Here is a 19,221-nt window from a genome sequence, read left to right as displayed (position 1 = left end):
CGTCAGCGGATATTCTCCACCCAGACGTCGTAACCGAGCTTCACGATAAGCGCACCGACCACGGCCAGGAACACCACCCGGATGAAGGTGCTGCCGCGGGTGATGGCCATCCGGGATCCCAGGTAGCCGCCCACCATGTTGGCGCCGCCAAGGATCAGTCCGAGCCCCCACAGCAGAGATCCGTTGGGCAGGAAGAAAACCAGGGCGCCGAAATTGGTTGCCATGTTCACTATCTTCGCCTTGGCGCTGGCACCGAGGAAGCTGTACCCGAGCAGCGTGACCATCGCGATGATCAGGAATGAACCCGTGCCGGGCCCAATCAGGCCGTCGTAGAAACCGATGACCAGACCGATCGCCCCGGCCGTCCCGTAGTGCCGGTGGCCCGTATACCGGAGTTTGGTCAGGGTACCGACGGTAGGCCGGAACGCGGTGAAGATCGCGACGGCGACGAGGGCGACGATGATGATCGGCTTGAACACCGAAGCCGGAAGGAACGCCGCCAGCATCGCGCCGCCGAAACTGCCCACGAGCGCAACCAGCGCCATCGGTACCGCCGTCCGGAGATCCGGTCTCGCACGACGAAAGTAGGTGATGGCACTTGTTGTGGTCCCGAAGATGGAGCCCATCTTGTTCGTGGCCAGCGCCTGCACCGGCGTGATGCCGGGAACCATCAGCAGCGCGGGAAGCTGGAGCAGGCCGCCCCCGCCAACGACGGCGTCGACCCACCCCGCGGCAAAGCCGGCTACCACGACAAGCACGATCGTAGAGAGCTGGATCTCCTCCAGCCCGGACATCATCGACGCGCCTCAGGCGCTGATCAGCGCATGCAGATGATCGACGACGTCGGCAACAGCGACGTTCTCGCTTGTGCCCGAACGGCGGTCCTTGACCTCGATGTGGCCTTCGGCCAGCCCGCGTCCGACGACGACGATGGTCGGAATACCGATCAGCTCGGCATCGCCGAACTTCACCCCGGGCGAGACCTTCGGGCGGTCATCGAACATGACACTCAGTCCCCTGGCCTCAAGCTCCCCGGCAAGCTGCTCTGCCGCGGCAAATACCTCGTCACCCTTGCCTGTTGCTACTAGATGAACGTCAGCCGGTGCCACGTTCCGCGGCCAGATGATGCCCTTGTCGTCACGGTTGGATTCCACCAGTGCGGCCACCGCTCGTGTGACTCCGACGCCGTAGGAACCCATGGTGACCGTGGTCAGCTTGCCGTTCTGGTCCAGAACCTTGAGGTGCAGTGCCTCGGCATACTTTCGCCCGAGCTGGAAGATGTGGCCCATTTCGATGCCGCGCTGGGTACGGAGCGGACCGGAGCCGTCAGGAGCTTCATCTCCAACACGCACTTCGACGGATTCGATCACCCCGTCCCAGGTGAAGTCCCGGCCGGCAACGAGCCCGAAGACGTGCTTCCCGCGGACGTTGGCGCCGGTCACCCAGGTGGTCCCGGACACGATGCGCGGGTCAACCAGGAACGTCAGGCCGGTGGAGCCCTTCGACCCAAGTACTGCCGCGTCAAGGCTCAGGCCGGGCCCTATGTAGCCCTTGACGAGGCCCGGGTGCTTCTTGAGGTCCTCATCAGTTGCAGCCTCCACAGTTACCTCTCCGCTGACGGACAGGTGGAGACCGATGTTGGCTTCGATCCGCTTGAGGTCCACGCTGCGGTCACCGGGAACACCAATCACCACCAGCTGGCGCCCACCGGTAGGCAGGACCACGGCCAGCACCACGTTCTTCAGCGTGTCTGCGGCCGACCAGGGACGATCCTGCCGAGGCAGCGCGGCGTTGGCGTGATCAACCAGCGTTTCGATCGTCGGAGTGTCCGGGGTATCCCGAACTTCCGCCGGCTGCGCGTCCGCGTAATCCAGCTCGGAGGGCACCACTGTGGTGACGGCCTCGACGTTCGCCGCGTAACCGCCGTCGGACACTACAAAAGTGTCCTCGCCGATTGCGGAAGGGTGCAGGAACTCCTCACTCCGGGAGCCTCCCATGGCGCCGGCTGTCGCGGCGACCGGGATGACATCGAGTCCCAGCCGGGAGAAAATGCGCAGGTACGCTTCCCGGTGCAGCTCATAGCTGCGTTCCAGGCCGGCGTCGTCGATGTCGAACGAGTAGGAGTCTTTCATGATGAATTCACGGCCGCGCAGGAGTCCTGCCCGCGGCCGGGCCTCATCACGGTATTTCGTCTGGATCTGGTAGAGGCTGAGCGGGAGGTCCTTGTAGGAGTTGTACAGGTCCTTCACCAGCAGGGTGAACATTTCCTCATGCGTAGGCGCCAAAAGGTAGTCCGCGTCCTTGCGGTCCTTCAGGCGGAAGATCCCTTCGCCGTACTCGGTCCAGCGGTTGGTTGCCTCGTAAGGCTCCTTCGGCAGGAGCGCAGGGAAGTGAACCTCCTGCGCACCAATCGCGTCCATCTCCTCGCGAATGATGGACTCCACCCTGGCGAGCACCTTCAGGCCCAGCGGAAGCCAACTGTAGATTCCGGGAGCGGCGCGGCGGATGTAGCCTGCGCGCAGGAGCAGGCGATGACTTGCCACCTCAGCTTCGGCGGGATCTTCGCGCAGCGTGCGCAGGAAAAGAGTGGAGAGTCGAAGGACCACGCTTGGAATCCGTTTCTTTGGCACTTTTCTGCCGCGGTTCTAGGATCAGGGCGGCAGCAACAACACCTACCAATCTAACCGGTCCGGCGGGTTGCCGGTGACAGGCAGTCTCAGCGCGCGCGGAGCTCAGCCGCCACGAGATCCGTGAGGCGTTCAGCGCGCGCCGCATCGGCTGCCGGATCGGGAGAGCCGCCCACCAAAACGTCAACGACGGTGCTGCCCACGACGGCACGCACCGTAATGGATTCCTGGATGGTTCCCGGAACCTGCGCGGTGGTGCGCAGGGCAAGGTCCTCATCCGCGGCAGTATCAACGTCAACCTCGGAGACGGTGGTTCTGATCTCCTGGTTGGATACCTCCATGGTGAACTCTGAGCAGGCGTCCAACTGGTCCCTGCCGGCGCGTAGCTGCGTGCGGGCTGCTTCCTCCGAGGCGAGGCCGGAGAGACTCACGGTGTCCGGCTGCAGCGAGGACTCCCCCGCGAAGGTCATCGCTGCGCGGCTGGCTTCAGCGGAAAGGCTCTCCGTACTGGATTCCGCGTACACGTTGCACTCCTCGGGAGTGACCACGATGTCCTCTGCCCCGCGGGCTCCCTCCTCCTCAAGGGCGCGCAGCTCCGCGTCAGCGATGATCTGCGCATTAAGGGACTCCGCCTCGCTGACTGCCGCCAGCACCGCCTCGAGCTGTTCGGCGCTCAGTCGGGACCCGCTGCCCGGTGTGGAAGAAGGGGTTGCCGTTGGACTGGATGTGGCCGGGGCCGGCGTCCCTGAAGCCGGAGCGGCTGTTTGCGCCGCGGTTTGGGATGGCTGTTCCGGCGGCTGTCCGCGCGGCGGATCCGCGGTGCAGGCCGTCAACGCGAGAACCAGCGTTAATCCGCCGGCAAGACGAACCACACGCCTCATGGTTGACCTTTCAGGACGGCGGGGAGGAGCGGCGGCGAAACGGTTCAGAAGAGCACCGTCGCAAACTCACCCGTCCGGGTAAACCCGACGGTCCGGTACAGCGCCAGGGCACGTGTGTTGAATGAATTGACGTAGAGACTGACAACGGGTGCAAGCTTGAGCGCCTCGTTCACCACCGCCGACATATAGCCTGCACCCAGCCCCTGCCCGCGGTAAGCGGGATTGATCCAGACACCCTGGACCTGGGCAGTAGTGGCCGAAACCGTTCCCAGTTCCGCCTTGAAGATCACCTGGCCGGCGTCGTCGAAATCCACCAGCGAGTGCCGCCTTCGAATCAGGTTGGCCACTCGCCGCCGGTAGTGCTCCTCGCCGCCGACATACGGGGAGTAGCCCACTTCCTCCTCAAACATGGCCGCGCATGCGGGCAGGATCTTTTCCAACTCAGACGGTTTGGTATGCCGGAGGGTGGAGGTGGGCGGCACCGGCGACGGCTCCCGGATCTCCAACAGCGGTTGCTCGGACCGGACGTCGAACGGCTCCGCGCTGAAGGAACTCAACGTGGACCAAATGCCCATCACGGAAGCCGCGGGACCAAAAATGGAGGAAAAGCGGCGGCCGCTCTCCCCGAGGAGGGTTCCCAGGGCGGCGGCATCGCTACCCGCCATCCCCACAGGAACAAGGTTGACCCCGGTCCAGCATGCGGAGACCATGCGTGAATCGTGGAACGCGCCGATCACTTCACCGCCCGACGACGAAGGTGCCGCCGTTCCTGCTGCCTCCAGATGCGCAGCCATGAAGACATTGGCCGTGCTGTCTGTGTTCACCAGCTGCCAGAGATCACAGGTGTCTTTCCCGCCCAGGGTACGGAATGCAACTCCGCCCGGGGTGTGCTTACCGGACGGAAACCACGGGGCTACCCGAGCCAGCAGTTTCGCCATCGGTTTCGCCCATCTCTTCTGCAATCCTCATTGCTTCTTCAATGAGTGTCTCAACAATCTGGTCCTCAGGAACAGTCTTAATGACCTCTCCCTTGACGAAAATCTGCCCCTTCCCGTTTCCGGAGGCAACGCCGAGGTCAGCTTCACGTGCTTCGCCGGGACCGTTCACCACGCAACCCATGACCGCGACCCGCAACGGGACCTCCATGCCCTCGAGCCCAGCGGTCACCTGCTCGGCGAGGGTATACACGTCCACCTGGGCGCGGCCGCAGGACGGACAGGAGACTATATCCAGCTTGCGCGGGCGCAGGTTCAGCGACTGCAGAATCTGGTTCCCGACTTTGATTTCTTCCACGGGAGGCGCTGAGAGCGAGACCCGGATGGTGTCCCCGATTCCCTTGGCGAGTAGTGCCCCGAACGCAGTGGCCGACTTGATGGTGCCCTGGAAGGCCGGGCCGGCTTCAGTCACACCCAGGTGCAAGGGCCAGTCGCCCCGCTCAGCGAGCAGCTCATAGGCGCGCACCATCACCACTGGGTCATTGTGCTTGACGGAAATCTTGAAGTCGTGGAAATCGTGTTCCTCGAACAGGGAGGCTTCCCAGACGGCCGATTCAACGAGCGCCTCAGGAGTTGCCTTGCCGTACTTCTGAAGCAGGCGCGGGTCGAGGGAGCCGGCATTGACGCCGATTCGGATGGACGTCCCTGCAGCCTTCGCGGCGGCGGCGATTTCCTTGACCTGGTCATCGAACTTCCGGATATTGCCGGGGTTGACCCGGACAGCAGCACAGCCCGCATCGATGGCTGCAAACACGTACTTCGGCTGGAAGTGGATGTCCGCGATAACCGGTATCTGCGACTTCCTGGCGATGATGGGCAGCGCTTCGGCGTCATCTGCGGAGGGGCAGGCCACCCGGACGATGTCGCAGCCTGAAGCCGTCAGCTCGGCGATCTGCTGCAGGGTGGCGTTGATGTCCGTGGTGGGCGTGGTGGTCATTGACTGCACGCTGATAGGCGAGTCCGAGCCCACCCCTACGGAACCCACCTTGATCTGGCGGGTCTTGCGCCGCGGTGCCAGTGTTGGCGGCGGAGCGGCAGGCATTCCGAGGTTGACCGAGGTCAAAATGTCCTCCAGGGCTAGATTCTTGATGGATACGTTTCTGATCGCTACCGATCAGTCAGCGATCCGCATGTTCGGCGAGAACGCCAATCACTGGATTCCACTGCGTTGTCTTGACCGCGGAGATGACACCTGCAGCGGCAAAAGGATCCTGCTTCAGCAGCTCATTGAGCTGCGCTTCACCGTCCGCGACGAAAAGCAGCAGCGCTCCCGCATTGTCCACGAAAGGGCCGGATGCAAGGACGTTTCCCTGGCTGACCAGCTGGTTCAGCCACTCCCGGTGTGCGGGACGGTACTCATCCCGGCTGGCTGCGGATTCAGCGCCATACACGTACTCGACTGCGAAAACACTCATGGCTCCACCCTACGTGATCAGAGCAGGTAGGCAGCTGTGAGTCCCGCGACAGCGCAGGCCCACAACAACGACGTCAGCGTCCCGATGATGAACCGTTCGGCGGCCGCGGGCGTTTCCTTCAGCTCCGCGTAACGCCCCAGTCCCTTGATAGCAACGACGTAGGCAATGGCAACCGGTTCGTTCAATAGAATTGCGAGCGCCACACCCGTGCGCTCCAGGATGCCGATCACCAGCCCGCCGCGGAGCACACCCGGTGTGTCCGGAGCGGTCTCCTCGACCGCCGCTTCCGTTTCACCCGTTACCTCGACAGCGGGCGTCTCACTGTTGGTGACGGGGGCAGGGGGCCGCTTCTGGTCATCAACAGCACGCGCCAGGCGCAGGACGGCGAGCGTGATGGGAGAGCCCAGGCCGCCTGCAACGACGAGCGCCATAACGCCCCAAAAAAATTCCACTATTCCCTTACCCCATCTGCGGTATGCCCAGCATCTGCACTTGCCAGCTGCAACAATACTGCGGCGGCGGGACGGGCAGCCCACTCTTCGATCCAGGCTGATCGGAAGACCGCCTTACTGACCGCCTGCGGGCTGATATCCAGCGTCCTGGCCACCGCCGATTGGCTCCCTCTCTGTTGCGGTTCGAGCAGGTCCAGAATGCGCCACTCCGCATCTGTCCGGTGCATGACGAACCGTCCAATGAGCGAGAGCACCCCTTCCGCGTCAGCGGCGCCGTCTGCACCCTCCACGGCGAGCGGCGCACGGTCACCTGTTTTCTTTGCCCGCTCGACGGCGGCTCTTGCAGCCACGAAGGCGCTCCCCCTTCCCTCGCGCGGGGTCGGCGGCAGCGGAAGCTCCACTGTGCCGATGCCGATGCCGACGTACCATCCGCCGGAACGCAGGCAGCGCAACGCAGCTTCAACAACGTCTTCCCCGGCCGCCAGGACTCCCTGGATCTCATCCCCCACTGACCGCTCGAACGGAACGGCTGCGGGGACCCCCTCCAGATAGTTGAGCAGGGCGGGAACGCGGTCGGGCTCGTTGGTGCTGTTCCGCTGATCGATCGTCAGAACGTACATACTGGAACCTTAGAAGGTTGATCTTAGAGATTCAACCTATTTAAGGTGAATTTATGAATTCAACCTAGCCGAAAAGATCCACCGGCTTCACAATGTCGGCGTAAATGAGAAGCGCACCCATTCCCATCAGCAGAATCGCGACGGCGTAGGTCACGGGCAGCAGCTTCGCCATATCAAATGGCCCCGGGTCCGGGCGTTTGAAGAGTTTAGCCACGCCGCGCCGCAGTCCCTCCCACAGCGCGCCGGCTACATGGCCGCCGTCGAGCGGCAGGAGCGGAATCAGGTTGAACACGAACAGCGCCAGGTTCACGCCTCCCACCAGGCCGACCAACGTCGCTGCACGGGCTTCCAAGGGGATTTCCTCCATAGCGGAGACCTCCCCGGCGATCCGGCCGACACCCACCACGCTGATGGGGCCATTCGGATCACGCGGTGCGTCGGAGAACGCGGCTTCGGCCACCTGCGCGACACGTTGAGGCAGATTGAGCACGACGCCGGTCACGCGGACCAGGCTCTCGCCCACCGCCGGCATCACTTCCGAAGCCGGCTGCGGCACCAGTTCCTGCTGGGACCCGACCCCGATGAAACCGACTTCCTGCATGACCGGGGTGCCGTCGTCATTGAGCATTGCCCTGCCATCGACGTCGGGGACGGGGCGCTCGGTGAGCAGCGGCTCAATGGTTTCGTTGATCGTCTCGCCGTCCCGAACGTAGGTGATCGGCACTTCCTGACCGGCTGCATCCCGGATCCAGGACGAGAGTTCGCTCCAACTCGTCACCTCGCGTCCGTCGAAAGCTACGATGCGGTCCCCCGGCTGGAGCCCGGCTTCGAAAGCGGGAGCGGCCGGATCCGCGGGGCCGCAGTCTGTCTGACCGGTTTCCTGCTGCTGATCGGCCGCAACCACACACTGATACACCTCCGAGACCCTGGTGGTTGCCTGCGCGGATCCGAAGCCCATGATGAGGACGGCGAACATGATGATGCCGATCAGCAGGTTCATCAGCGGCCCACCGAGCATGATCACAATCCGCTTCCAGATGGGCAGCTTGTAGAACACCCTGAACTCGTCACCGGGCTGGAGCTGTTCGGCTGCCGCCTGGCGGGCATCTGCTGCAAGCTGCTGGAACATACCGGTGCTGGACTGGCGGACTGTTGCGCCGCCGTCGGCCTTCTTCGCCGGAGGGAACATACCGACCATGGACACGTAGCCGCCCAGCGGGAGGGCCTTGATGCCGTACTCGGTTTCGCCCCTGCGACGGGAGAAAATGGTGGGACCGAACCCGATCATGTACTGCGTGACCCGCACCCGGAAGAGTTTCGCGGGCACCAGGTGTCCCACCTCATGCAGCGCGATGGAGGCCGCGATACCGACGGCCACAAAGAGCACGCCGGCTATGAACAGCACAATGGTCACTCGTCAGTTCCTTCTCGCTGGTAAGTCTCAGTCCTGGAAACCACAACGAATCCGAGCCCGGCGCCGTGCCCAGGTTTCGGCGTCGAGCACTGACTGCAGGGTGAGGTGCGCTTCGCTGGTATGGTCTTCGACCACGGCGCGCACGGTGTCCACGATATCCGTAAAGCGGATCCGGCCGGCGTGGAATGCCGTTACTGCCTCCTCGTTTGCTGCGTTGTAGACCGCCATGAAGGTCCCCCCGCGCGCCGCTGCGTCCTTTGCGAGCGCAACGGCGGGGAATGCGTCCTCATCCAGCGGTTCAAACGTCCAGGAGGTGGCCGTGGTCCAGTCGCACGCCGATGCTGCGCCGCGTACGCGGTCTGGCCAGCCGATACCGAGGGCGATGGGCAGGCGCATGTCGGGCGGCGAGGCCTGGGCGATGGTGGAGCCGTCAATGAACTCCACCATCGAGTGCACCACGGATTGCGGGTGCACGACGACGCCGATCCGGTCGAGCGGCACGTCAAACAGCAGGTGCGCCTCAATCACCTCGAGGGCCTTGTTCACCATGGTGGCGGAGTTGGTAGTGACCATCAGCCCCATGTCCCAGGTGGGGTGGGCGAGTGCTTCCGCAGGGGTGACCGACGCCATTTCGGCGCGGGACCGACCGCGGAACGGTCCGCCGGAAGCTGTGAGCACCAGGCGCTGGACCTCCTCGGCGGTTCCGGAGCGGAGTGCCTGGGCAATGGCGGAGTGCTCAGAATCGACGGGAACGATCTGCCCCGGACGGGCCGCGTCACGGACCAGTTGACCGCCGGTGATGAGCGATTCCTTGTTGGCGAGCGCCAGGAGATGGCCCTGCTTCAGTGCTGCAAGAGTAGGTGCAAGGCCGATCGAACCGGTGATGGCATTGAGAACGACGTCGGCGTCCGGCCGGGCGGCAAGGCCGGCGGATGCGTCGGGACCAGTGAGCAGTTCCGGCCGGTACCCCGCTTTGCCTGCCTTCCGGGCGGCGTCAGAGATAGCGGCGTTGAGTTCCTCCTCAGAGCTGGCCGCCGCGGCCACCGCCGGAGACTCGGCGTTCACCGCTTGTTCAGCGAGCAGCGCCAGGTTGGATCCTCCGGCGGAGAGACCCGCGACCGTGAACAGGTGCGGAGACTGTGCGATGACATCCAGGGCCTGGGTACCGACTGAACCGGTGGATCCAAGAATGATGACGCGACGCGCGGACTGTGCAGGATCGGGTTGGGGCAGCGGGAACTCCATCTCCCCAGTATCCCGCACTGCCTTGAGCGAGGCGGAACAACCGTCCTCTTGTACCTTTGCACCTGCTCTGCCAAGGTATGGATATTTCTTGATCGTTGCCGATCGAAGCGGAGGACGGCGAGTGACTGGCATTCATGTGGTGGTCGGAGCCAGCGGCGGCACCGGCAGAGCGCTGGTACGCGAACTAGTCCGGCGCGGCCGTCAGGTACGGGCCATCAACCGCAGCGGCAGCATACCGGTGCCGGAGGGTGTGGAGGTTGCCGCCGGCGATGCAACCGACCCGGATCGGATGATTGAGCTGTGCCGGGGAGCGGCTGTTGTCTACAACGCCGTCAACGTCCCCTTTGTGCAGTGGAGAGAGGCCTTCCCCAAAGCCGTTGATGGTGTGTTGGCCGGCGCGCGAGCCGCAGGTGCGGTCATGGTCTTCGCGGATGACACGTGGATGTACGGCCGGGTTGAAGGTGCGATGAGGGAGGATCTGCCCTATCGTCCGGTCAGCGACAAGGGGGTGTTGCGCGCGTGGCTGGCTGAGCGCGTTCTGGCCAGCCATTCCCGCGGCGAGGTCCGGACGGTGATAGCGCGGGCACCCGAACTCTATGGACCCCAGGTTGAGTCCCTCCTGGCCCGCAACCTCTTCGGGGCCGCCGTCGGCCGTTCGCCGGCGGTGTGGGTGGGTGCGATGGATCAGCCGCTCGGCCCGCTGTTCATTGACGATTTTGCCCGTGGAATGATCGAGCTCGGTGAGCAGGAGGCGTCCTATGGTTCGGTGTGGCATATTCCTACTCCGCCGGCAATAACCGCCCGGAAGTTCCTGTCAATCCTCGAAGCCGAGTCAGGTAGCCGAGTGCGCGCGCTTCGTGTAGGCGCCGGAACCGCTCGGGCGCTCGGTCTGGTGTGGAAAGTGGCGCAGGAAGGCGCCGAAATGCTCTACCAGTTTCACCAGCCGCATGTAGTGGATGGGAGTGCGTTTCAGGGATGCTTCGGTCCGGTGGAACCCACAGCCTATTCGGAAGGAATAAGGCGCACCCTCCAGTGGTACCGCCAGTCACCGCGACAGCGGCTCATGTCACTCGGAGCCTGAGGCGGCAACGCTCACACCATCGCGTTAGGGCTGGCCAGCCCTGCGGAGGGTCTGCTCTGCGTGGCGGAGGATCGGCCCGTCCACCATAGTGCCGCGGAAGGTAAAGACGCCGCCCTCGTGCTGCGCCGCTGCCAGCACGTCGCGCGCGAACTGTTCCTCGTCGGCCGAAGGCTGGTAGGCCTCCCGAATGATGCTGACCTGACTAGGGTGGATGCAGGCCTTCATACCGAACCCCGAAGCGACGGCGTCACGCGCCTCCGCGGCGAGCCCGTCCACGTCCGGGATATTGACGTAGACCGAATCAATCGCCTGCTTCCCTGCAGCGGCCGCCGCCAGGAGGACCGTGGAGCGGGCATGCATCGCGATGTCGCGGTAACTGCCGTCCTCCTTGCGGCTGCCCGTACCACCCAGGGAAGCGACGAGGTCCTCGGCTCCCCACATGAGGGCGACGACGTTGGGTTCCTCGGCAAGCTCGGTCGCCTTCAGCACTCCGCACGCCGTCTCGCAGAGCGCGACAACACTGAAACCGTTCAGCGACCACAGGTCCTCTACGCCCTCCGCCTTGGCCAGCATGACCGTGCGGTACTGGGTGTCCCGAAGCGCCTGCAGGTCCAGCGCAAACTCGTGGCTCTGGGCGGGATTCACCCGCACGATGGTCCTCGCAGGATCAAGCGGGTTCGCGATCAGGGCTTCGCGGGCTGCTGCCTTGCTCTCAGGGGCAACCGCGTCTTCGAGGTCGAGGATGACGGCGTCCGCGCGCTCTGCTGCCTTGGAGTACCGCTCGGGACGGTCAGCAGGGCAAAAGAGCAGGGCAGGGCCCATGCCGAAGTCAGTCATGAATGCGCTCCCCGACTCCATGCGCCACAGCCATCCACATCAGGACGGTGCGGGTAGCGAGCGCCACGATCTCGCCGTCCTGATTGCGTCCGGTATGTTTCATGGTCACGAGCCCCTGGCCGGGGCGGGACTTCGACGGCCGCTTCTCGGTGATCTCCGTCTCGGTGTACAGGGTGTCGCCATGGAAGACCGGCTTGGGGAAGGAAATGTCCGTCAGTCCCAGCTGCGCCACGATGGTCCCCTGCGTGAGCTGCGTGACTGACTGCCCGACGACGGTCGCCAGCGTCAGCATCGAGTTCACCAACCGCTGCCCGAAGGGCTGTTCCCCGCTCCACGCAGCATCAAGATGCAGCGCCTGCGTATTCATGGTCATGGTGGTAAACAGGACGTTGTCCGCTTCAGTGAGCGTCCTGCCCGGACGGTGCGCATACACCACGCCCGTCTGCAGTTCGTCATAGTAGAAGCCGCGCTGCACCACTGTTCCGGGCGCTGGTTCCTTACCGCTCATCGAGGTCGACCTCCAACGGGGCACCGGTGGCCGCGATCACGTCATCAACGCTGACTCCTGGAGCGGTCTCACGAAGGATCAGCGTTCCTGAGTTGCGCCCGGAATCCACGTCAATGACGGCGAGGTCGGTGATGATGCGGTCCACGCACCCCTTGCCCGTCAGCGGCAGCGAGCACCGCTCGACAATCTTCGGGTTGGAGTTCCGGTCCACGTGCTCCATCATGACGATCAGCCGCTTGGCTCCGAACACCAGGTCCATGGCGCCGCCCATGCCCTTGACCATCTTGCCCGGGATCATCCAGTTGGCCAGATCCCCGTTGGCGGCAACTTCCATGGCACCGAGGACAGCGACGTCGACGTGCCCTCCCCGCACCATGCCGAAGGAGGAAGCGGAATCGAAGAAGGCCGCGCCGTCATTGACGGTCACAGTCTCCTTGCCCGCGTTGATCAGGTCCGGGTCCAGCTGGTCCTCCGTGGGATACGGTCCGACACCGAGGATTCCGTTCTCCGAGTGAAGTACCACTTCAACGCCTGCAGGAATGTAGTTGGGAATGAGCGTGGGCATGCCGATGCCCAGGTTCACGTACTGCCCGTTCTCCAGCTCCTGCGCCACCCGCGCAGCCAGTTCGTTACGTGTCAGGGCCATGGTTAGAGCTCCTTCGCCTGGCCGGAGAATTCTTCCGGGCTGGAGGTAGTCAGGGAAACCGTCCGCTTCTCGATGCGCTTTTCGGTGTCCGGCGCATGCACAACCCGCTGAACGAAGATGCCGGGAATATGGACGTGCTCCGGATCGAGCTCGCCCGGCTCCACCAGTTCCTCCACCTCCGCGATAGTGATGCGGCCGGCCTGCGCACAGAGCGGGTTGAAGTTCATGGCCGTCGCGTGGAACACCAGGTTCCCGTGGCGGTCACCCTTCCACGCATGGACGAGGGCGAAGTCAGGTGTGACTGACTCCTCCAGCACGTAGTCCTGCCCGTCAAACTCCCGCACTTCCTTGGGGGAGGAAGCAATGGCGATGTTGCCGGCGTCGTCGTATTTCTGGGGCAGCCCGCCCTCGCTCACCTGCGTGCCTACCCCGGCAGTCGTGTAGAAGGCGGGAATGCCGGCGCCGCCGGCCCGCAGCTTCTCCGCCAGCGTTCCCTGCGGCGTCAGCTCAACCTCAAGTTCCCCCGCGAGGTACTGGCGGGCGAACTCCTTGTTCTCACCGACATACGAGCTGATGGTGCGCCGGATCCGGTGGTCGTCAAGGAGCCGTCCCAGGCCCCAGCCGTCCACACCGCAGTTGTTGCTGATGGTTTCGAGTTCCTTGGTTCCCTGCTGGTGCAACGCATCGATGAGGGCCACAGGAATACCGCAGAGCCCGAACCCGCCCACGGCCAGGGACGCGCCGTCAGGAATGTCCGCTACGGCCTCGGCTGCTGAGGCGACGACTTTGTCTATCACTGCTTCTCCCTTACTCGTTTCAATCAGGTGAGTGGCCGACTGCCCGGCTCAGAGTCCCAGTTCGCGGGCAATCAGCATCAGCTGCACCTCGGTGGTTCCCTCTCCAACCTCGAGGATCTTCGAGTCACGATAGTGGCGGGACACCGTGAACTCATTCATGAACCCGTAGCCGCCGAAAATCTGCGTGGCATCGCGGGCGTTGTCCATCGCTGCCTCGCCTGCGACCAGCTTAGCGATGGATGCTTGGGTCTTGAACGGCTTGCCCGCGAGCATCCGCGCAGCGGCGTCGTAGTAGGCGAGCCGGGCAGTGTGAGCGCGTGCCTGCATCCGCGCGATCTTGAACTGGATCGACTGGTAGCTGCCGATATTGGTGCCGAAGGCCTGGCGTTCCTTGGCGTAGCGGATGGATTCCTCTACACAGCCCTGGGCGGCTCCGGTAGCGAGCGCAGCGATGGCGATACGGCCCTCGTCGAGGATTTGGAGGAAGTTCGCGTAACCGCGCCCCCGCGTCCCGAGCAGGTTGGCTTCCGGTACGCGCACGTCCTTCAGGGTCAGCGGGTGAGTGTCCGACGCGTTCCAGCCAACCTTGTTGTACGCTTTTTCCGCCGTGAAGCCCGGTGTGTCGGTGGGCACGAGGATGGTGGAAATCTCCTTCTTCACCGAGCCGTCCTCCCGCGTGGCAGTGTCAGTGACGGCGGTGACCGTGACCAGGCGCGTGATATCGGTTCCGGAGTTGGTGATGAACTCCTTGCTGCCGTTGATGACCCACTCACCGTCGACCAGCTTCGCGTTGGTCTTGGTGCCGGAAGCGTCAGAGCCGGCCTCTGATTCGGTCAGCCCGAACCCGGCGAGCGCCTCACCGCTGGTCAGCATCGGCAGCCACTGCTGCTTCTGTTCCTCGGTACCGAACCGGTACACGGGCATGGCGCCCAGTGAGACGCCCGCCTCGAGGGTGATCGCCACCGACTGGTCGACCCGCGCCAGTTGCTCAAGGGCCAGGCACAGCGCGAAGTAATCGCCGTCCATGCCGCCGTACTGCTCCGGGAACGGGAGCCCGAACAGGCCCATCTCGCTCATCTGGGCGATGACCTCGTAGGGGAAGCTGTGCTCTTCATCGTGCTTGGCGGATACCGGCGCCACGACCTGGTCAGCAAACTCCCGGACGGTATCAACCAGGTCCTGGTATTCCTCGCTCAGTTCAAAGTTCATGATTGGGGCTCTTCCTGTTCGGTTGGAACTGTTCCGGCGGCAGGATCTTCTGCCTCGCCGGACGGGACGGGGTGAATGCGGGCAACAACCTGGTTTGCTGACACGAGGTCACCCGGGCTGAGGGTGATAGCAACGGTGCCGGACACTGTCGCGGTGAGCTGGTGTTCCATCTTCATTGCTTCGACGCTCACAAGCACCTGCCCTTCGGCAACGGAATCACCGTCGGCGACGTTCACCGTGATCACCGTGCCGGGCATCGGCGAGCGCACTTCAGGATCGGCGGCGCCGTCCGTTCGGGCAATGGAAGCCAGCTGTGTCTGGAGGACCTCCTCGCGGCTCAGCATCCGTACTGGCTGGGACCAACCGGCATCCGTCAGCCACAGTGTGGAGCCGTTCGGGGCGAACCGGGTATCCAGCGTGACACCGTCGACAACGGCGCGGCCCGTCCCGTTTCCCTCCCCATCGACGAGCCAGTCAACCTCGTAGCGATTGTCATTGAGAGCAACCACACTGCGCGCGCCGTCGCGCGTCAGGAACACGGTCTGCGGCGAAGTGTTCCCGACCTGAAGCTGAACGGGTGTTGCCGCGTGCACCCCGCCAATGCGCCAGCCGTCCCTTGAGTGCCAGGGGGAGGCCGCACCGCCACCTGTGGAATGCCCTGCCAGTACGACGGCGGCCGCAGCGATCTCCGCGTCGGAGGCCGTCCGGAAGGCGAGGTGGGGAAGCTTCCGCTCGATCATGGTGGTGTCGAGCCGGCCGGCGCGGACGTCGTCGTCATTGATGAGCAGGCGGAGGTACTCCACATTGGTGCGCAGGCCCGCTATCCGGGTGCGCGCAAGCGCAGAATTCAGCCGGTTGAGGGCCTCCGAGCGGGACGGCGCCCACGCAATGACCTTCGACAGCATCGGATCATAGGTGGGGGAGATTTCCAGCCCCGGCAGCAGCGCGCTATCAACCCGAATGCCCTCACCCTGCGGTTCGGCCAGGTCGACGACGGTCCCCGCCGAGGGCAGGAAGCCCGCCTCCGCGTCTTCCGCGTACACGCGCGCTTCCACTGCGTGGCCGGTGAGGACGACGTCGTCCTGTGCCAGCGTGAGCTTCTCGCCGGCGGCGATACGCACCTGCCACTCGACGAGGTCCACGCCTGTCACCATTTCGGTGACGGGGTGCTCGACCTGGAGCCGCGTATTCATCTCCATGAAGAAGAATTCATCCGGCGCGTCGTCGGACACCAGGAACTCAACGGTCCCGGCCCCCACGTAGTCCACGCTGCGGGCCGCGTTGCACGCGGCCTCGCCGATCCGCGCGCGGGTCGCCTCGTCAAGAAGCGCCGAGGGAGCTTCCTCGATGACCTTCTGGTGCCGCCGCTGCAGCGAGCACTCCCGCTCCCCCAAGTGAATCACGTTGCCATAGGAATCCGCGAGCACCTGCACCTCGATGTGCCGCGGTGTGCGGATGAGCCGCTCGAGGAACAGGGTGTCATCACCGAAGGCGGACGCTGCAACGCGGCGCGCCGTCTTGAGGCTCTCCGAGAGATCTTCAGCGCGTTCCACGGCGTGCATGCCTTTGCCGCCGCCGCCGGCCGAGGGCTTGATGAGCAGCGGGTAGCCCACCTGGCCGGCTGCTTCGATGAGGTCTTCGTCGGTCAGGCCCGACTCAGCGATGCCGGGGACCACGGGCACGTCGAAGCCGCTGACGTGGTTCTTGGACCGGATCTTGTCACCCATGACGTTGAGGGCGTGGACCCGCGGCCCGATGAACACCAGGCCGGCTTCCTCGAGCGCGCGGGCAAAGGCCTGGTTCTCGCTGAGGAACCCGTATCCGGGATGCACGGCGTCGGCGCCGGTCGCATTGCAAGCCGCGATGATCGCTTCAATGTTGAGGTAGCTCAAGGCAGCGGCAGCCGGGCCGATCCGCACTGCCTGATCAGCCTCTAGCACGTGGCGTGCACCGGCGTCGGCGTCGCTGTACACGGCGACCGAGCGGATGCCCAGTGCGCGTAGCGTCCGGATCACCCGGCAGGCGATTTCACCGCGGTTGGCTACCAGGACTGTTTCAAAAAGGGGCATCTCACTCACATCCTGAAGAGGCCGAAGGAGGTCTCCGGCAGCGGCGCGTTGGCGCAGACATCGAGCGCGAGGCCAAGCACACGGCGGGTGTCCGCCGGGTCAATGATGCCGTCGTCCCAGAGCCGCGCGGTGGAGTAGTAGGGACTCCCCTGTGCTTCGTACTGCTCGCGGATAGGAGCTTTGAACGCCTCCTCATCCTCGGCGCTCCACTCTTGCCCGCGCGCTTCCAGCTGGTCGCGCTTGACCGTGCTCAGCACGGAAGACGCCTGGTTGCCGCCCATGACGGAAATGCGGCTGGCCGGCCACATCCAGAGGAAGCGCGGCGAGTAGGCGCGCCCGCACATCGAATAGTTACCCGCACCGAAGGAACCGCCGACGACGACGGTCAGCTTGGGCACGCGGCACGTCGCCACCGCTGTGACCATCTTTGCCCCGTGCTTGGCGATGCCGCCGGCTTCATAGTCGCGGCCGACCATGAAACCCGAGAGATTCTGCAGGAAGATCAGCGGAATGCCCCGCTGGTCGCACAGTTCGATGAAGTGGGCGCCTTTGAGAGCTGACTCGCCGAAGAGCACGCCGTTATTGGCAACGATGCCCACGTGGTGGCCATGCAGTGTGGCGAAACCGGTGACGAGAGTGGTGCCGTACTCCTTCTTGAACTCGTGGAACTTACTGCCGTCCACGATGCGCGCGATGATCTCCCGGGCGTCATAGGACGCATTCACGTCGACCGGCACGGCGCCGTAGAGGCTCTCCGGCTCCACGGCTGGTTCTTCGGGAACAGCAGGCGCCCACGCCTGCTCCGGCACGGGCAGGGTCGAGACAATATCCCGAACGATCTCCAGTGCGTGCTGGTCGTTCTCCGCGAGATGGTCGACAACGCCGGACGTCTTCGCGTGCACGTCCCCGCCGCCGAGCTCTTCGGCGGTGACGATCTCACCGATGGCGGCTTTCACCAGCGGCGGGCCGCCGAGGAAGATGGTTCCCTGGTTCCGGACGATCACCGTTTCATCACTCATCGCCGGAACATACGCTCCACCTGCGGTGCACGAGCCCATGACTGCGGCGATCTGCAGAATCTTCCGCGCGGACATGGTGGCCTGGTTGTAGAAGATGCGGCCGAAGTGCTCGCGGTCCGGGAATACCTCATCCTGTCGGGGCAGGAACGCTCCGCCTGAATCCACCAGGTACACGCAGGGCAGGTTGTTCTCCAGCGCGATCTCCTGGGCGCGAAGGTGCTTTTTGACCGTCATCGGATAGTAGGTGCCGCCCTTGACTGTGGCGTCATTGGAAATGACGAGGACGTGACGTCCGTGCACCAGACCGATACCCGCGATGACTCCCGCTCCGGGGCTCTCGTCGTTATACATCCCGTTGGCGGCCAGCGGGGCTATCTCCAGAAACGGACTGCCCGGATCGAGCAGGTGGTCGATCCGGTCCCGCGGCAGCAGCTTCCCGCGGCTGACGTGACGTTCGCGGGAACGCTCCGGGCCGCCGAGGGCAGAGTCAGCGAGCCGGTCCCGCAGCTCGGCAGCGAGTGCGCGCTGGCCGGCGTCGTTCTGCCGGAACGCTTCGGCGTTCGGGTCCAGTCGCGAGGCCAGGGTCTCCATTGACGTCCTTTCGGTCCGCGCGCGAGCCTTCAAACTTCACGCACTCAACCACTCAGTTAGCAGGGATTAACTCAAATTTAGGTTAGTAGCTATTAACCGAACTGTCCACCAGAATGGAGGAATCCCCTCCGAAGTATTCCGCCACCGAAGTTCCTCCACCGAAGAAAGACAGGCATGGACGCCCCAGCTCCCACCCGGATGACCGGCCGCAGCCTCGCCAAGGCCTCACGGCGAGCGGCACTGTTGGATGCGGCCGCGCAACTGTTCGCCGAGCGCGGCTACAACGGAGTCTCCATCGAGGACCTGGGAGCAGCAGCCGGTGTCAGCGGACCGGCGGTGTACCGGCACTTCAGCGGAAAACCAGCAGTGCTCGCCGCGCTGCTGGCCGGCGTCAGCCAGGACCTGCTCGAGGGCAGCCGTGCCGTTGTTGCTGAATCCCCCGGCCCCCAGCAGGCGCTCCGCGGGCTGATCGAGTTCCAGGTGGACTTTGCACTCCGCAATGCCAACGTCATCAGGGTTCAGGACAGGGATCTCAGCTCCCTGGCTGATGAGGACCAGGAGACCGTGCGTTCCCTGCAGCGCACCTACGTGGAGGTATGGGTGGATGCCCTCGCCGCTCTCGCGCAACAACCAGACCGAACCCATCTGCGCCGCAAGGCCCACGCCGCATTCGGGCTCATCAACTCCACCCCGCACTCCACTCACCGTCGCCGCAGCAGCAAGGACACCGCAGACCTGCGCCAGCTGCTTGAGGAAATGGCGTGGGCCGCCCTCAGCGTGGAGCCATGAGTGCACACGGGGCGCCACTTCCCGCG

General features: G+C 64.4%; 19 protein-coding genes. 2 read left to right on the top strand and 17 right to left on the bottom strand.

Features of this window, described 5'->3' with window-relative positions:
- Nucleotides 1–2 precede the first annotated feature (2 nt).
- From AC1MBU_RS08235 to dxr, 10 genes are all read right to left on the bottom strand, one after another.
- Nucleotides 3–797, bottom strand: a complete 795-nt coding sequence (locus AC1MBU_RS08235; protein WP_277359207.1) for a sulfite exporter TauE/SafE family protein — start codon at nucleotides 795–797, stop codon at nucleotides 3–5.
- 9 nt (nucleotides 798–806) lie between these two features.
- On the bottom strand, nucleotides 807–2,606 hold the full coding sequence (locus AC1MBU_RS08230; protein WP_479786920.1) for a proline--tRNA ligase: 1,800 nt from the start codon (nucleotides 2,604–2,606) through the stop codon (nucleotides 807–809).
- A gap of 110 nt (nucleotides 2,607–2,716) precedes the next feature.
- Nucleotides 2,717–3,508: a hypothetical protein gene (locus AC1MBU_RS08225; RefSeq protein ID WP_346028870.1), complete on the bottom strand. Its 792-nt coding sequence runs from the start codon at nucleotides 3,506–3,508 to the stop codon at nucleotides 2,717–2,719.
- Between the two features lie 44 nt (nucleotides 3,509–3,552).
- Entirely contained in the window at nucleotides 3,553–4,332 is a 780-nt protein-coding gene (locus AC1MBU_RS08220; protein ID WP_277359204.1) for a GNAT family N-acetyltransferase, read from the bottom strand.
- A 67-nt stretch (nucleotides 4,333–4,399) separates the two neighbouring features.
- Nucleotides 4,400–5,566, bottom strand: coding sequence for a flavodoxin-dependent (E)-4-hydroxy-3-methylbut-2-enyl-diphosphate synthase (gene ispG, locus AC1MBU_RS08215; protein ID WP_056548510.1), 1,167 nt, complete (start codon nucleotides 5,564–5,566; stop codon nucleotides 4,400–4,402).
- A gap of 55 nt (nucleotides 5,567–5,621) precedes the next feature.
- Nucleotides 5,622–5,918, bottom strand: coding sequence for a YciI family protein (locus AC1MBU_RS08210; protein ID WP_277359203.1), 297 nt, complete (start codon nucleotides 5,916–5,918; stop codon nucleotides 5,622–5,624).
- A 17-nt stretch (nucleotides 5,919–5,935) separates the two neighbouring features.
- Nucleotides 5,936–6,370, bottom strand: coding sequence for a hypothetical protein (locus AC1MBU_RS08205; protein ID WP_479786918.1), 435 nt, complete (start codon nucleotides 6,368–6,370; stop codon nucleotides 5,936–5,938).
- Nucleotides 6,370–6,990, bottom strand: coding sequence for a MarR family transcriptional regulator (locus AC1MBU_RS08200; protein ID WP_277359202.1), 621 nt, complete (start codon nucleotides 6,988–6,990; stop codon nucleotides 6,370–6,372). The genes AC1MBU_RS08205 and AC1MBU_RS08200 overlap by 1 nt, the downstream gene beginning before the upstream one ends.
- A gap of 64 nt (nucleotides 6,991–7,054) precedes the next feature.
- The gene (locus AC1MBU_RS08195; RefSeq protein WP_479786916.1) at nucleotides 7,055–8,404 is read right to left on the bottom strand and encodes a M50 family metallopeptidase; all 1,350 of its coding nucleotides are present in this window, start codon (nucleotides 8,402–8,404) and stop codon (nucleotides 7,055–7,057) included.
- 27 nt (nucleotides 8,405–8,431) lie between these two features.
- Nucleotides 8,432–9,649, bottom strand: a complete 1,218-nt coding sequence (dxr, locus tag AC1MBU_RS08190) for a 1-deoxy-D-xylulose-5-phosphate reductoisomerase (RefSeq protein ID WP_346028866.1) — start codon at nucleotides 9,647–9,649, stop codon at nucleotides 8,432–8,434.
- 121 nt (nucleotides 9,650–9,770) lie between these two features.
- On the opposite strand from dxr, the gene AC1MBU_RS08185 reads away from it, so the two are divergent.
- Entirely contained in the window at nucleotides 9,771–10,730 is a 960-nt protein-coding gene (locus AC1MBU_RS08185) for an NAD-dependent epimerase/dehydratase family protein (RefSeq protein WP_479786915.1), read from the top strand.
- A gap of 24 nt (nucleotides 10,731–10,754) precedes the next feature.
- Here the strand turns inward: AC1MBU_RS08185 and AC1MBU_RS08180 are convergent, their stop codons facing one another.
- The 7 genes from AC1MBU_RS08180 to AC1MBU_RS08150 are packed head-to-tail and all read right to left on the bottom strand — an operon-like array spanning nucleotide 10,755 to nucleotide 18,406.
- The gene (locus tag AC1MBU_RS08180) at nucleotides 10,755–11,567 is read right to left on the bottom strand and encodes an HpcH/HpaI aldolase/citrate lyase family protein (protein ID WP_346028864.1); all 813 of its coding nucleotides are present in this window, start codon (nucleotides 11,565–11,567) and stop codon (nucleotides 10,755–10,757) included.
- The gene (locus tag AC1MBU_RS08175; protein WP_479786914.1) at nucleotides 11,560–12,075 is read right to left on the bottom strand and encodes a MaoC family dehydratase; all 516 of its coding nucleotides are present in this window, start codon (nucleotides 12,073–12,075) and stop codon (nucleotides 11,560–11,562) included. The genes AC1MBU_RS08180 and AC1MBU_RS08175 overlap by 8 nt, the downstream gene beginning before the upstream one ends.
- Nucleotides 12,065–12,721, bottom strand: a complete 657-nt coding sequence (locus tag AC1MBU_RS08170) for a CoA transferase subunit B (RefSeq protein WP_056548528.1) — start codon at nucleotides 12,719–12,721, stop codon at nucleotides 12,065–12,067. Before AC1MBU_RS08170 ends, AC1MBU_RS08175 begins: the two co-directional genes overlap by 11 nt.
- A gap of 2 nt (nucleotides 12,722–12,723) precedes the next feature.
- Entirely contained in the window at nucleotides 12,724–13,518 is a 795-nt protein-coding gene (locus AC1MBU_RS08165) for a CoA transferase subunit A (protein ID WP_471673238.1), read from the bottom strand.
- A gap of 48 nt (nucleotides 13,519–13,566) precedes the next feature.
- Entirely contained in the window at nucleotides 13,567–14,730 is a 1,164-nt protein-coding gene (locus tag AC1MBU_RS08160) for an acyl-CoA dehydrogenase family protein (protein WP_479789747.1), read from the bottom strand.
- Complete coding sequence (locus AC1MBU_RS08155; protein ID WP_479786912.1) at nucleotides 14,724–16,796, bottom strand: acetyl/propionyl/methylcrotonyl-CoA carboxylase subunit alpha; 2,073 nt, start codon at nucleotides 16,794–16,796, stop codon at nucleotides 14,724–14,726. Before AC1MBU_RS08155 ends, AC1MBU_RS08160 begins: the two co-directional genes overlap by 7 nt.
- A gap of 5 nt (nucleotides 16,797–16,801) precedes the next feature.
- The gene (locus AC1MBU_RS08150) at nucleotides 16,802–18,406 is read right to left on the bottom strand and encodes a carboxyl transferase domain-containing protein (protein ID WP_479786911.1); all 1,605 of its coding nucleotides are present in this window, start codon (nucleotides 18,404–18,406) and stop codon (nucleotides 16,802–16,804) included.
- A gap of 174 nt (nucleotides 18,407–18,580) precedes the next feature.
- Between AC1MBU_RS08150 and AC1MBU_RS08145 the strand changes: the two genes are divergently transcribed.
- Complete coding sequence (locus AC1MBU_RS08145) at nucleotides 18,581–19,195, top strand: SACE_7040 family transcriptional regulator (protein ID WP_479786910.1); 615 nt, start codon at nucleotides 18,581–18,583, stop codon at nucleotides 19,193–19,195.
- The last annotated feature ends 26 nt before the right edge of the window (nucleotides 19,196–19,221 follow it).

The organism is Arthrobacter sp. PTI12 (genome assembly GCF_056679915.1).
This window is presented reverse-complemented; position numbering and strand designations above follow the sequence as displayed.